The 16769-nt window shown below is 34.4% G+C and carries 6 protein-coding genes and 1 pseudogene; 2 read left to right on the forward strand and 5 right to left on the reverse strand.

Annotated elements, in window-relative coordinates:
* Window positions 1-5 precede the first annotated feature (5 nt).
* From CSD97_RS17680 to CSD97_RS19240, 4 genes and pseudogenes are all read right to left on the reverse strand, one after another.
* Window positions 6-3044: a hypothetical protein gene (locus tag CSD97_RS17680; protein ID WP_244074099.1), complete on the reverse strand. Its 3039-nt coding sequence runs from the start codon at window positions 3042-3044 to the stop codon at window positions 6-8.
* 533 nt (window positions 3045-3577) lie between these two features.
* Window positions 3578-5236 (reverse strand): RagB/SusD family nutrient uptake outer membrane protein, encoded by a 1659-nt coding sequence (locus CSD97_RS17685; protein WP_070100934.1) that lies wholly within the window; start codon window positions 5234-5236, stop codon window positions 3578-3580.
* A gap of 19 nt (window positions 5237-5255) precedes the next feature.
* Window positions 5256-8516 (reverse strand): SusC/RagA family TonB-linked outer membrane protein, encoded by a 3261-nt coding sequence (locus CSD97_RS17690; protein ID WP_057088426.1) that lies wholly within the window; start codon window positions 8514-8516, stop codon window positions 5256-5258.
* A 473-nt stretch (window positions 8517-8989) separates the two neighbouring features.
* Window positions 8990-10150, reverse strand: a pseudogene (locus tag CSD97_RS19240) (IS4 family transposase).
* Between the two features lie 186 nt (window positions 10151-10336).
* On the opposite strand from CSD97_RS19240, the gene CSD97_RS17705 reads away from it, so the two are divergent.
* A complete protein-coding gene (locus CSD97_RS17705) occupies window positions 10337-14344 on the forward strand; it encodes a two-component regulator propeller domain-containing protein (RefSeq protein ID WP_057088423.1) in 4008 nt (1335 codons plus the stop codon).
* Window positions 14345-14591: 247 nt separating this feature from the next.
* Window positions 14592-15191: a transposase gene (locus CSD97_RS17710; RefSeq protein WP_229079744.1), complete on the forward strand. Its 600-nt coding sequence runs from the start codon at window positions 14592-14594 to the stop codon at window positions 15189-15191.
* Between the two features lie 325 nt (window positions 15192-15516).
* Here CSD97_RS17710 and CSD97_RS17715 read toward each other — a convergent pair whose 3' ends face one another.
* Window positions 15517-16593 (reverse strand): IS110 family transposase, encoded by a 1077-nt coding sequence (locus CSD97_RS17715; protein ID WP_098032143.1) that lies wholly within the window; start codon window positions 16591-16593, stop codon window positions 15517-15519.
* Window positions 16594-16769: the final 176 nt, after the last annotated feature.

The raw sequence follows: 16769 nt of genomic DNA on the forward strand, positions 1-16769 counted from the left end.
CCAAATTATAATTTAACACTTATTTTTTCGCCGTCTTCTATGGCATATTTCTTCTGACCTTTCTTAGAGTTAATGACAACCTTCAACTTTTTACTACTAGTTCGATTAATTATTATATCTATATTATCACTAAATGCTTTTATGTTTTTAATACTCATACTTTCCCACGAAGTAGGCATAGAAGGTGTTAAATCGAAGCTACGGAAACCGGTAGGTTTCATACCAAATAGGCCTTCTGTTATAATTCGACAATAAAGCCCACTTTCTGCAGAAAGATGGCGTTGAGAACCTTCTGGCCATGCCTCTATAGCATATGGAACATGATCACCAAGAAGACGTCTCGCTGAATAATATTTCAATTTTTCTGTAGCAATATCAGCCATACCGGCGGCATAGATACCTCTAAGAGCATATAAAGTAGAACGATCCCAAAAAGTAGTACTACCCTGAGCTGTCAATAAGCCATCTTTTTTCCAAAGAAACGGACTACACAAAGCTTCCACTGTAGCTTCGGCACGATCAAAGATTCCGACTGTTAATGGAATACAAATCCACGATCGAAGAATCTCATTACCATCATAATATCTGTAAGTATTAAACCCACTAACAGTAGCGCCAAAATACTTCTCAATATTGATTTTCAACGTTGCTGCTTTACTGCGATATGCCTTAATAATAGAGGAAGACATACCAAGTTCACTCGCCAAATTAGCAGCAGATAGTAATGCATCATAATAAAGTGATGAAGTACATAGATTTGCATCGCCATCTTCAAATCGTCCTTCTAACTCATCTGTATCAGACATAACCACACCTTCTATATTAAGTTTTCTATCACAATATTCAAGACACCACTCTATCAAAGGCCAAAGTTCCTGTGCAATAGATTTATCTGCATACGCAAGGGAAAAACGGGAAGCTCCATACGCAACCATAGCAGCATCACCTCTATCTCCAGCACCAGCCCAGACATCAGTACCTTCAGCTATGATTGAACTTGGAATAGGATTAAAATCAGAGTTTATAAAACGACTAAAATGACGAAAAGAGTTGATTGCCGACTCGTTACCACGCCAATATCCTAAATATGGGAAGAAAGGATTAACATACTCAGCCTGATCGTTAGCCCAAATTGCTGCATAGTATGATTCTCCTCCTGGTGCATGCATATACCCTCCTTCTGTTTTAAAAATACTTTCACTTGTGCGGATTTTTGCATAGCGGAACATTGTATTGATAATTGCGTCAGGTGTCTCTAAAACCAAAGAACTATCAATATCTTTATTAATGAAATTTATACGTTCCTGTAGCTCACTTGTAACATCCACGGTATATTGGGGCTCAAAAGCTTTACGTCCGGAAAAGATAACATCAAAGGTAATGGAATCACCTTTTCTTAATACATAAGAACCTGATCCTTGCACTCTTGCTTCAATGATATAAACTCCATCTTTTCCTAAAGAATCAAGTGTCTTAAATACTTGAGAAAACTCTGGAATATATAGAATAAGATCACGTTCCCTTATACTAGTTATTTCATACCGTTCACATAAATATGGTTTATTCATTGAAGGGAAAATTGTCCTTGAAAGAGTTATAGCAGGAACTGGTGAAGTCCCCTTTCCTGAGCCAATATTCTGCTTTCCTACACAAAATGTCTCCTTACTCTGGAATAAACCATCAATATAAACAGACTCTGTCTTTGGATTTCTAAGAGCAAGTCCATCTATACTAATAAGTGATGGCACATCTAAAGCAATTCTGTGCATTAAACTAGCATGCGTATTATTGGGAAGTCTGCGCAGCATTGGAAACACTAATGAACGCTCTGTAGTTAAAGCACAGTTTTCGTCAACACCCCACCGGAGCACACAAGCCATCTGCTCACCAGACATCTCAATATGGTCATTATGAGGGAGCTGATTGTTGACTATATTCCACTCAATTGTCCCGTCTTTAGAAATTTCCCATCTAGATTCTGACGTGCTGTTCTTTGGAGCATCATAAACATCTCCTCCTTCATTTGAAGCCGAATTTGGTGATTTTAAAGCTTTTACATTCTTTAAATATAGAAGAGTTTCATGAGTTTCTTTACCTTCAAATGTTGAATTTTCAATTTCATACAGTGGTAACCAAGCATAAGCTACCATAGCACCATAAGTAGCACTGACAAAGACATTCGAATACTTAATACCAAACTCTTCCGATTTTGGAAAGATATTAGACGTTTCTAAATACACTTCTCCTTTATTCCTTGTTATTATAGAATATATTGGCTCTGGATTTACACTATAAGAATACCAATCTACTGGATAGAATGAAAGGTTGGCATCTTGAACAGGATTCCCTTGAGGATCCAATATCTTAAAGGAAAGATATCTTGGGAGCATATCAACGACAAGATTATCAATCTCGACAATCTTATCCTCAGCATAGTTAATCATATTAATCGCATACTTACTCCAAAAAGTTTCGCCATATGGATAATTCATTATACATCGAGTACCATAATATGGTATCGGCGCTATTGGGTTCTTGTCGGCATCCACTTTCATTGCATAAATGTCTGGCATACCCCTACTATGTCCAAACTCATGAATAATGCCATCAATAGCCTGTTCTGTAAAAGGGTTATTAAATCTATCATTATGGATTCTTGCATGATAAATCGTTTGAATATTTGCTCCATACCATCCACCTCCAACTTCTTTAGGATTCGATTTGTAGCCATCTATTACAACCAAATAGTCATGTTCAGGATGAGGTTTATATACCTCATTTGTTGAAATACCATCATATACATAGAATGAATTCCAATCTACCTCAAAATTATATAAAGCATGAAATTGATTATTGTCATTAAAAGCTCTGTTGACACGATTAAACATACATTCAACGTTCTGCTTAACTTTGTCGATACCTCCTAATGAGTCTACTGATTCGGAGTCAATACCTACTTTGACGCTAAATCTATAAATTGGCTGCGTAAATGCTGCTATACTAAATAGCCACAATAAAACACAATGTAAATACCTAAGTTTCATTTTAAAAAAACAATAATTATTAGTACTAATTTCTATAGAACTTGTAATCAGATTTAACTCCTGATGAGTGTCGCAAAATCATAGTTGAATCATCCTATATAGTTTGAATACGTGTAAAAGTTGCCAGAGGTTTTAAACGTTGGGAACTTTCTACAGCCTTATTACACACAATAACATAAACAAGTCTCTTATTCATATACAAATATTTATCCATAATGCACAAGATTACATAGTTTAAAATACCATCACTATTCTTTGACTCAGCATTACGCTTATCAAAAAATGGCAACAACTAACTAAACTTACTCCATGATATAAAAGAGTATTCATTATATTACGGTTGCTATGATTTATAAACATCCATACAGATATAAAAGTGACTCATACATTTTTAATGTATTATTTAAGAAAATGTAATGTGACTAATATGTCAGATAACAGTCTCAAACATATACTTATCCAGAGTGAATGTTTAAGAAAGTTTACTAATAGTATCTCTCTACTTGAAGTAGAGAGATACTATTAGTAATAAATTAGTTACCAGAAATAGGATTCTGTTCGTCTTGTGAAATTGCCTTATTTCGAGTAAATTCTATATCAGGAATCTGACAAAAATAACGATAGTCGTTAGCTTTTAGTGTAGCAATATTACCTGCTTTACTACCCCAATAAAGAAGTCCTTCATTAAAGTGACCTGCATAGTTATTTTCCAAGGATTCACCCTCACGTATAACATCCTTTTGAAGGCGTAAATTATCAAACATCCCTGTAACTGTTTCTCCAAGGAGTTCTTTTCTACGCTCAATATAAATTGCTTCAAGAAGTTCATCTTTATCAGTAGTTGTTGTAATTTTACTTACGTTTCGTGCACTCTGAAGTGTCTGAAGATAATTTAATGCTTCTGGTATTTTATCAAGATGCACTGCTGCCTCTGCCATCATTAATAGCATCTCTGAACTACGAATAAGACAAATATCTGCACGCGTTTCACCTTGTTCTCCTAAATGTAAGAACTTGTTATAAGCCCATTTGGATTTAGTCATTTTATCAGGGTTATTTGTACGATGCCATAGCATATACTTGGCGTAGTCATTACTTACATCAAGAATATCTTCATCTTTTACATCTTCAGTTTTATCCAATCGAGATGCACGATAATCCGTTTCATCACCATCGAATAATTTAAGCCATTGATCAGTTACAAAATATGTGATATAAGAATAAATATATTGAGTATTATTACTTTCACCTGCTGATGGGGGAAGATTAAACCACATATTAAACGGCGTACTAGTTCCTGCATTTGAAAGTTCTGTATTTTGATATCCCCAAATAAACTCATTATATTGATTCTCGATAAAGTCATCGAAACCACCACACCACTGCTCTTTAGTTAAAAGAGTCTTGTGATTTTCATATGCTGCGTTTGCATTGTTAAATACTTCAGACCAGTCTGTAGCCATTACCAAGTACACACGTGCTAACCAGGAACAAACGACCTCATAATCAATGCGCCATGGTTCACTTGTTTGATAGTCCCTTAACTCAATCTTTGCATCATTAAGATCTGTTACAATTCTATTATAGATATCCTCCACTGTTGAAAAAGGCATTGAATCAGGATCTGAAGAACTAGTCCTAAGAATAACTCCTCTTAATGACTTACCTACGGCATAGGTCTTCTGATAATTCATAATAAGATTAAAATATGAGATTGCACGAATGGCTTTTGCTTGGCCGCTTATCTCCTTTTTATCAGAATCAGGACCTGTTGCACTAGTAAGTGCATCCAGAATTATATTACAGCGATTTATATGATCATAAAATTGGCTCCATATCGACTGCGTATAAAATCCTGATGCTTGAGTTCTACTATCTGCAAAAGTGTAAGCCGTATGCTCACTTGTACCCATTCCCTTAAGTGAAGTAATATCTGTTCCTGCTAGTGGGTAATAATGCATCATACCTGTCAGACCAGCCAAACCACGGTCTGAAGCATATACAGTATTCCCCATCAATAGTCCATTATAAGTGCCTACTAGTATCTTATCAAGATTACTTGTATTTGATAACACAATTGTATCATCTGTTGCGGTTGAAGAATTAATGTCCAAGAAATCTTCACATCCTGTATTTAATATACCAAAGAAAACAACCGCGATTTTTGCCAGTTTTATAAATATATTCTTCATAAACATTTATTATCTAGAGTTAGAAAGTAAGATTAAGTCCAAACATATAAACTCGACGACCACCACCGTATCCTTCTGTATCTGAATTTCCATTATATGTATTACCGGAGATACCAGTTTCAGGATCCGTATAATATTTGGTTGCTTTACCGAATGTCAAGAGATTATCTCCTGAAAAATATATGCGTGCATTTTCAAGACCTATCTTCTTGGTTATATATTTAGGCAATGTATAGCCTATTGTTACATTTCTAAGTCGGAGGTAGTCATTATTTATAATGTAATAATCACTATAACCTATAGCTGATATCGAACGATTTGTCATAAAGTTAATGGGTGTTTTAGCGCTTGAGTCACCAGGACCACTCCAGCGATCTTTAACTAAATCCAAAACAGGAGAAACGCCTACACGACTATAAGATGCAAGTTCTGATTTATTATAGCAATACATATGTCCACCTAAGGAATAATAAAGCATAAAGGAAGCATCAAAACCGTAGAAGTTAAATGAATTAGTTAGCGAACCATAAACTTTAGGTAGTGCAGAGCCAACGAACTCATAATCATCTTTAGTTAGAGCTGCTGTTTTATTTACGACTGAACCATCCTTTTTATAATAGGTAGCATAACCGCTTTCTGGATCAACACCAGCAAATCTCGGTGCCCAAAAATCATATAATGATCCTCCCTCTTCAAGCTTGTACCAAGCAACAACATTTGACCAAAAACCAATTTCTGTTGGAAGCTTAGTAACTTCATTTTTTAAAGTTGACATATTAACATCTATACGCCATTGGAATTTATTTTGATTAAACAATTGAAAACCAAGTGTAGCCTCAAAACCACTATTTCTTATATCTCCAACATTAGTATTAATACCCGTAACATTACCAACTTGCGCAGATAAAGGAAGTTCTTGATAGTAAAGAAGACCATCAGATGATCGTGTGTAATATTCCAATGTACCATTCAACCAGCTAAACAATGCAAAATCAACGCCAATATTCCACTGTTCATTTTTCTCCCAATGTAATTTAGGTGTAGCTAAAGAAGCCGGCTTAAGTCCTGAAATATTATACAGATTATTAGACTCATATGTACCTTGGTAAGCATAGAGGATTCTGCTACCTCCTTTTCCATTAGACTGACGCGGAATCAAGCGGTCATTTCCAGAAGTACCATAAGAGCCTCTAATCACCAGATTGTCAATCCAATCAAAATCTTCCATAAACTTTTCATTAGAGATTCTCCAAGAAGCTCCGGTTGACCAGAAATTACCCCAACGAGATTCTGGAGCGAAACATGATGAACCATCACGACGGAATGATCCTGATAAATAATATTTATCATCATAATTATAGTCAAGCTTACTGATATATGACAGCAATGCATATCTATCACTGAATGAACTAGACCAATAATCCTTGGTGGCTGAATCTACTTGGAACTGATTCATTTGATAAATACCGCTACCGCCACCTGCTGTATACTCAGTACGTTGATAATACGCTTCCTGACCGACCAGAAAACTTATGTTATGCTTATCAAAGCTTTGATTCCAAGAAAGAATATTTGAATTTGTAACAGACATTGAATGAAAATTAGAGCGTGAAGCACTACCTCCTGATGGACGTATAGTATTTCCCCAAGGTTCGGATTGCCCACTTCCCCATATCGCAGAATCATAAGTGTATGAGCGAGAGGTATTATCGTCAAGATTTAATGTAGTCTTAAACTTAATATTATAAGGAAGAGAAATTTGAGCATAATAGCGAGCATTTAAATTAGAAGCATCATTATTACTAAAATTATCATTGTTGTCATTATCCCAATAATCACCTCTATTACTCAAAGGATGAACACCAAAGAAACTGGTATATGCACCATATTGTAAAACTCTTTCACCTGTCATTTCCGAGCGCACCCAATCTGTATTTGATGCATTACGAAGATATGGTGAAGCTAAAGTCATATTATAATTCAATGCACGTGTACTACCACTTGAACTCTGGCGGCTATAGGCATAGCGCAATGAACCACCCATAGCTAACCACTTATTTATCTCAGAGTTAACATTAGCAGAAAAGGAATATCGTTTGTAATAATCTCCGCCTCCATATCCTTTATCATCTAGAAAACCTGTAGAGATAAAGTAATTTGTTTTCCCATTTTCAGTAGCACCTGATATATCAATACTATAATTTTGACGGAGTTTTCGCTTGTAGTATGCACCATACCAGTCCCAGTCATTTTCATTCCAAGCATAAGTAAGATTAGGATTGATGTAAGGATTACCATTACCATCATGAAGTACCCAATCCTCATCGATATGGTTGAAAGGCGAAACGTAAATAGGCTTTCCTGTTGGGTCTTTCCCTTGTGCAGTAAATATTTTACCCAAGAGAGACTGAGATGCATAATCTCCAGCTTCTTGCTTAGAGCAGCCACCCTCAAAATAATATTTATCATTGTATAGACCTTCCCAATAAAGAAGCAATGTTTGTTTTGGATCGGCTTTCTTTCCATATCCTACTGCATTGTCAGAAGTACCCCAGGAGGCATTAAAGTTTACTTTAACCTTTCCTGCTTTACCTGTTTTAGTTGTTATAATAACAACACCATTTGCTGCACGAGATCCATAAAGAGAAGCTGCTGCAGCATCCTTAAGCACAGTAAGCGAGGCTATATCATTAGTATTAATAGAATTTAATGAACCATCGTAGGGTACTCCGTCTACAACGTACAGAGGTGTAGTATTACCAGCCATATTAGCGATACCACGAATAGAAATACGTGCTTCAGCACCAGGATTACTCGCATCTTGACTAACATTTACACCTGCCGTTAGCCCTTGAAGGGCATCAGTAAAACCAGTCCCCTGAAATTTTTTAATTTCATCCGACCTTACTACTGAAGCAGAACCTGTAAAAGAAGACTTCTTGGTCGTGCCATAAGCTACAACTAGGACCTCATCCAGTTGCTGGGTGTCAGGCTTTAATTTGATTTTTAAATTAGTAGCTACCGCTACTTTTTGTGTTTGATAACCAATGTAAGAAATCTCCAAACTTTTAATGCTTTTTTCCACTGACAACTCAAAAGAACCATTTACATCCGTAATTGTACCATAAGCAGGAGTGGCAATCACTGATGCTCCGACAACAGGTTCGTCTAGCTCATCTAATACGATACCTCGTATTTTTATTTGCTGAGCAAAAGTCGTTCCCGAAAAAAGAATGCAGAACGTAACAAAAAGCCACGAAAGTTTTAGTGTTTTCATCATACTTTTGTTTTTTAGTTAATAATAAGGTTTTATTTTAAAAATCTCGAGACAAAAATACATTATTTCACAACCCTCATTTAATAATTATATATTATTTATACTCATATTGTATAATAATATACGTTTTTATTATGCATACAATCGAAAAATAGACTATTTTTGCATTTGTGGATATTTCTTGCATACAAGACTTTTTTAGTATTCACCAAACTTTGTATAAGTTCTTTGATATGATAGTTTTGTTATTTATATTTTTAGAGATGGCCAATATTTTTATTAGGTATATAATTATAATCCCAAAGAGAATTTACTTGAGTTATCAGAAATATATTGGCTATAAAAATTCTTTTTTTATTCTCTAAAGCTACTATAGCCAATTAACAGACCGAAGAATCTAACAACAATGCTTTTTATATAAAAGATGGTTATAATGTAACTCATTAGTGTCCAATAAAAATGGACGAATTAAATAATTAATCAAATAGTCCTTCAAAAAGGGGACAATCGAGTTCTTTGACATCATTGAAATTAGTCTTATTGAACAAGTCACGTAAGTGAGTTTTGTCCGTCAGAGAGATGCTTAGAATCTGCAAAACCTCATAAGTTGAACGTTTCAATTGCATATCGTGTTGGACAATAGCCACGAGACAGTAAGTAATGATCGCCACACTGATTTGAATGCGGACAGCGTTTTCCGTTGTGCCCCAGAATCTCTTTATTTTAAGGTGCTACTTTAGCCATTTGAAGAATACTCGACCAACCATCTTTTCTTATAGAGATTAGCAATATTCAATGCAGAAATATGTGTTGTATTCGTCAAGAAAGTGAACTCACGGTCATCTTCTTCATCGTAATATCGGACGAGTCTGAATGACTCAGGATATTTCTTCTCGGAGAGATAGCCGGTCAGTTTCACTTCCGCATCTGTCATTATATTCTTTGGCATTCTTCGCTTCCATTGGACTGTCTTATACTTTAAATTCGTCTTGGCTCTGACAACAAAGAAAGAGTCTGTAAGATGTATCTTATAGAGTTCTTTAAAGGAATCATAAGCCCTGTCGAATATATAATAAGCATTTAGTTCATAATGGATTGAACACATCGCTGTAGAGTCATGCTTCGATGCTGTGGTTACAGTATAGAAAGCAGGAACTTGTGCTTCAATGTCATATAAGACATGAACTTTGTGCTTCCTTTCTTTCTTCGAAACTTCGCCCATGGAAATGTGGCTAGACACAACGGAATGGTTGTTGAATCAAAAGCATACTTTTTTCCAGGAATTTCCAAGATTTTGGTTGCACGCTTTTCGCAAGCTTCCTTCATTATATAGAATGCGAAGTCTTCAAAGATTCTGTAGTCACGATTCTGATTAGCATATGCGGGAGTAGCTTTAGCTATTGGATTGCGTCCTAAACCAAGATGATATTGCTTGGCTCGATGCACTTCAAAAGCAACAATTAGGTCACGAAGACTCTCTCGATTGTTCAGTTGTCCGAACATATAGCAAGTAGCTGATTCCAGCAAGTGAATTGCTTCACGTAGCGATTACCATCATACTTGCGAACGAAGTTGTTGAACTGAGTTCTGTTCAGAAAAGCGGTAAGTTGAGCGAATACGTATTTATCTTGGTTTATAAGCGGTCTTCAATTTGACCGCTAAGCTACGAATTCAAATCCGCTTCATTCTAAAATACTGCTTAAAAGACTGTGTCTCAATGATTTCAAAGACCGATTAGCCTATTTTTATTGGACAGTAGTGAATGAAACTATATTATTAGTTGAATAATCGTTCACTATAAGTGAAAAACATTAAGTAACACTATGAATAAATTGAAAAATAGAATTAGGTTGATAAAATTTGGAATTTTACTTGCAATATTTACTCTGTATTGTAATCCAATAATAGGTATAGAATCAAATTTTAATTTTGAACACATTAATGTTTTATCTGGCTTGAATACCAATACCATATATTGTATTTTTCAGGATATCAATGGGCAAATGTGGTTTGGAACAAATGATGGCCTAATAACATATGATATTTATAGATTTAAAACATGGCGAACGGACACTAATAAGGTAAATACTATTAAGAGTAACGGTGTATACTGCATATATGAGGATAGAAATAATCAACTATGGATAGGGACAGAAAATGGGCTATATATTTTTGATAAGAAAAAAGAATCTTTTGAACGGATAAATGGATTTGGCATTGAAAATACATTAATAAGGTCAATATCAGAGGATAACAAAGGTAATATATGGGCAACTTCACTAGGAAATGGTATCTACAAATATACACCTAAAAATAAAAAACTCAGAAATTATAGAGAATCACAAAATATTGGACTTACTTCAGATTTTTCAACAAAAGTATTAACTGATCTTAAAGGCGATATTTGGTGCCTAACAGCTGGTAACTATTTATATAAATATAATTCTAGTAATGATACATTTGATAGGATTCTCATAAAAGATGAAGAAAAAAACATAGCTGAATCAAATGCATTTACTATGTGTTTAGATTCTGAAGGAAATATCTGGGTTAGCGGCTGGGATTCTGGCGTATTTCATTATGATATAGAAAATTCCCGTTTTAGAAACTATCTAATGAATGATAAAACACCTGTTCTGCAAGGAAGAATACACACGATAAAGGAGTTAGACAAGAACATACTATATATTGGTTCGGACCATGGATTGACGCTATTTAACTATAGAACCAATGAATTTACTATAAAATCTTTCAATAAATACCACGACAAGGGTTTATCTGATAATTTTGTCTATGATACTTTTAAAGATAAAGAAGGGGGAATATGGGTAGCTACCTATTTTGGAGGTATAAATTATGCATCACCTAACAGCTCAAACTTTCATATTAGATATTGTACAACTCAATCAGAAAAAGGAAGAATCATAAGTAAATTCCATGAAAATCAAAATGGAAAAATATTCATTGGCACTGATGACGGAGGATTGTTTATTTATGATCCTATTCTTGATAAATGTGAGCGATATATAGTAGATAAAAACGAATTAAATCTAAATATTCATGCAATCCATTCAAATGAGCAATATTTATGGATAGGCACATATGCGAAAGGATTATATAAAGTTAATCATAAAACAAAAAAAGTTGAACATATACCATTCTTAAAAAAAGATGATGCTACCAATAAAAGTATATATTCTATATACGAAGATTCCTATGGAACAATTTGGATAGGCACTAAAAATGCGATATGGTCATGGACTGAGAAGGGTGGATTTACCAAGGAAAAGGAGTTAGGATTTAACAGTGATATTATTTCTATATGCAGTGATTCAGAAGGGAATATCTGGTTTGCTTCGATAAGTAAAGGACTACTAAAATATAATTCTAAATCTAGCAAAATAACTTGTGTATCTAAAAGTTCTAACGGCGAGGTGATTCCGAATAATATTATATCTATGTCACTGTACAAGGATAACCTCTTCATTGGAACTTCAGGACAAGGTTTAATAAAATATGAGATAGCGAGGAATTATCTTACTAAAGAAAGATCCACAAATTTTGAAATGGCACATCTTTCGGTTTATAACATTATCAATTATAACGAACTCCTATGGCTTAGTACAAACAAAGGACTTCTCAGCTATAATCCTTCAAGCGAAAAATGCACTGTGTTTAATAAGCATGATGGTCTAAATACTAATTTATTCAACATTAATTCCGGAATTGCCACTTCTGATGGAAAACTTTATATTGGTTCTAATAATGGATTTATAATAATTACACCTGATGGCTTAAAAAATAATACAATAAAACCGATAACTATTTTTATTAATACATCAGAAAAGAAACAAGAAGATAAAGATTATACTATACTATATAAATGGCATAAACCACTCACTATAGAATTTGTCAGTTTAAGCCACCAGTCACCTGTGAATAATAGATATAAATATTGTCTAGAAGGATACCATGAGAATTGGATTGAAACAAACTGGGAAAATAATAGTGTGACATTTTCTAACTTGCCCTGTGGAAAATATACATTTAGGGTATGTTCTTCAAACAATGACGGAGTTTGGGGGCCAACAAACTCTTGGAATATTATCGTAAAAGCACATTGGTGGAATAGTGCTACTGCAATATCACTATATATATTTATAGGTTTTACTGTTATAGTTGGATTTTGCATTTATTTCCTTAAATACAATGTTAGCAAAAAGAAGAATAAAATAGAAAACAATAAACATACAATGGAAGTTACTAACTTTCAAAACAAATTAGATTTCTTCTTTAACATAGTACAAGAAATTCGAACACCAGTAATGCTAATTAAAAATCCGGCTGAAGAAATTGCTAATATTAACGGTTTGCCAGAAAATATTCGTAAAAATATTACACTTATAAAAAACAATTCTGAAAAATTATTCAACCTAACTGATGAAATAATTGATTTAACAAACATAAATACGGAGGACCTATATTCAACTCAAATTGTTCGTTTAACAAAAGATATCGTAAGTGCCTTTAAAGAAAAATATCAATCTTCGAACATCCAAATTTCCTTTATTGACGAAATCACGGATAATGATCCTTTGGTGAATATAAATGTAAATGCATGGAATAAAGTTGTTAATCACCTACTTTCAAATGCTGTGAAGTTCACTAAAGACTTTGTAGAAGTAAGAATTAAAAGTGATAAAAATAACGTAATTATGGCTATTCATGACAACGGTATAGGTATTTCAGAAAGCGATATAGATAAAATATTTAATGCATTCTGGTGCTATAATAAAACAAGTAGAGAAAACACAACAAAATTTGGACTTGGTTTGACTATATCAAAATTGCTTTTACACAATATGAATATGGACTTGAATATAGAAAGTAGAGTGAATGAATTTACCACATTTAGTATAACAATTCCTTTATGCGAAAAGGAAAGCACAGATAATATATGTCATGACATAAAGCCTGTAATTACGAACAGCAATGAATTTAATTTTAATTCAAAACCTAAAAATAGCATCAAAATACTAATAGCAGATAACAATATTGATTTTCAACTATATGCATCTAGTTTATTATCGAAATATTACACAATAGCAACAGCTAGTGACGGAGAAGAAGTTCTGCAGATGGTATCTTCTGAATTTAAACCAGACATAATAATATGCGATGTTATGTTACCTAAGATAGACGGTGTAAATATATGTAAACATCTAAAGAACAACGATAATTTATCCTATATTCCTATAGTTATTATTTCAAATAATAACATGAAAATTAAAGCACAATGTTTTCAAAATGGAGCTGAAATGGTAATAGATAAACCCGTTGATATAATGTTCTTAAATATGATTATTTATAATATCCTAGATAAAAGGAATATTTTATGGGAATCTTTCAACAAACACCCATATATTCTTCTGCCGAATTTCAATGATAATAATGACGAACAATTCATGCAGCGGTTTAGTGATCTTGTATTGCAGTATATATCTAAATGTGATTTCACAGTAGATGATATAGCATATGAAATACATATGAGCAGAAGTGCACTGTATAAAAAAGTAAAAGACATTACAGGGATGACTCCCAATAATTATATAAAAACTATAAGATTAAGAAGAGCTGCAGAACTATTAAACCAACAAAATTGCAAGATTAATGAAATATCTTGGTTAGTTGGATTTAGTAATCACAGTTACTTTACAAAATGTTTCACAGAATATTTTGGGATGCTTCCTAAAGAATATATAGCTAAAAAAGTGAAAGAAAATAATGACGAACCTATTGTTTTAGATAATACAAAAGAAAGCAGTAAATAGATACTTGGTAAGCATCCGATAAAGTACACATTGTAAAGCCATCCACTTTTCCGTTACTTTGCCAACAAAAAGTTACTATGTTTGTATTGGCTGATGTCTTTCACTCGTCGGGAGTGCTGGTGCACCCCCTTGCCGCTGGGCGCTCCCCGACCGATGATTTTTTATAACAAAGATATAGGCGTAATAATTGAAATACTAAATTTGTAATTAGGACGGAAAAAACTTAGTAATTAAAATTATTACACCTATGCAACAAAGAAAGAAAATAAATTTTGAAGGTCAAAATATCTACATAGGTATTGACGTTCATCTGAAGAATTGGAGTGTGACTACAATCACCCAGTCGGGCTACAAGAAGACACATAGTCAGAACTCTTCAGCCCGTGAGCTCTTTGAACATTTGAGGAAACATTACCCCGGTGGTAAATATCTGGCTGTCTACGAATCCGGTTTCACTGGCTTTTCCACTTATTACGCTTTGAAGGAGTATGGTATTGACTGTATGGTCATTCATGCGGCAGATGTTCCCACTACCCAATATGAAAGTGTGATGAAATCTGATTCTATGGACTCTGATAAATTAGCTAAAGCATTAAAAACCGGAACATTGAAAGGTATTTATGTACATCGCAGGGAGAATCTTGATGCCCGTGGTGTGGTACGGTTACGGAAAACCTTACAGACACAACTTGGAGGCTATAAGTCCAGGGTTAAGCACTTGCTTTACAATAACGGCATAGTCTTTCCAAAATGTTTTGCTGGAAAAAGCGCCCACTGGTCCAAACGTTTTATGCGTTGGTTACGTGAGGATGTCATTCTCCTTCTATGTTGTATTCCAAATAACTGAATACTTTTTTATTTGTTATTAACTTTATAAATCAATTTGTTACATGATTTTTTCCCAAAAGGAGAAACAATACCCCCTTTAGATAAGGGTAAATATCCTTATCCTCAACAGCGCACAAGTCCTAATTTCTTATGCTGTTATACTCTAAAATAAAATCCCTATCAGACAAACTTCGATAAGTTGACTTGGTGTCTTGTACCAAGCAACAAGTTACTACTTCAGGCTATAGGATAAACGCAACAATCTTTCTTTAGATGAAGCGCAATACTCATCATGGAGATTGTAGGAGTCGTTTTAATTATCTTGTTCCAATAGGGTTCTATTTTTATCGCACCTTGTCATATTGGTATTTCTTACCGGATTTGAGTACGCTCAAAATCCTATTTGACATTTTTCTTGCTATCCTGATGATGGCTTCTTGCCCTTTCATCCGTTTGCAATATGCTCCATAAGCCATTGACATAGCTCTGTCATGCCGTATAGAGACCCATGCACTTTCTATAACCAAAGGACCAAGGTGTTTATTGCCTCTGAAAGTCTTTTCCATATTGTAAATATTTTCACCACTGCTATGGCAAGACGGAATCAGACCAAGAAAAGACGCAAATTCTCTTTGATTGTGAAACCTTGACACATCTCCAATTTCCGTAAGAAGACACATGGCTGTCACAAGGCCTATACCAGGAATGGAGATCAAGTTCTCATATTGTCGAGAATATTGCGGTTTCTTTGATAAATCACGAACCATCCGGGTAGCTTTCAGTAGATTTTTTCTGAACAGCTTAACCTGGTCTATCAACAAATCCAAAGAAAGTCTGGTGGACGACAATAATCTCACTTCATTTTCCAACCAATATATAAAACGATTGGACCAATGAGAACGGCTGTTCTCAAAACAATCAGGATAGGAAATCCCATTATTGTAAAGTAAATGCTTCACACGTGATTTATATCCTCCAAGTTGCTTCTGTAAAGTTTTAGGTAATCTGATAAGACTACGGTCATCCAATTCTTCTTTGTCCCTGACGTATATTCCTCTCAATAACCCTCCTTTTAAAGATTTAGCCAATTTTTCTGAATCTATGGCATCTGTCTTCATCACATTCTCATATTGAGACGTAGGAACATCCGCAGCATGAATTATCATGCACTTTATTCCGTACTCCTTCAAAGCATAGTAAGTGGAATACCCACTAAAGCCGCTTTCATATACAGCTTGATATTTGCCATTGGGATAATGTTTCTTCAAATGTTCAAAGAGCTCTTTGGCTGAAGGTTTTTGTGAGTGAGTTCTTTTATAACCCGATTCTGTTATTATAGTTACACTCCAACTCTTCAGATGCACATCAATACCTATATAGATATTTTGACCATTAAAATTTATTCCTTTACTTTGTACCATAGGTGTAATAGTTTGGATTATTAATTCATTGATAAACTCTCATTTACAAAGTTAATAATTCTATTATTACGCCTATTCTTATTTAATCATCGGTCGGGGAGCGCCCAGCGGCAAGGGGCGGGACCACCCGTCCCGACGAGCGATTATTTTGAACGTCTACAAACATAGTATCTTTC

This window comes from Bacteroides sp. AR29 (assembly GCF_900217715.1).
GTDB lineage: Bacteria > Bacteroidota > Bacteroidia > Bacteroidales > Bacteroidaceae > Bacteroides > Bacteroides uniformis.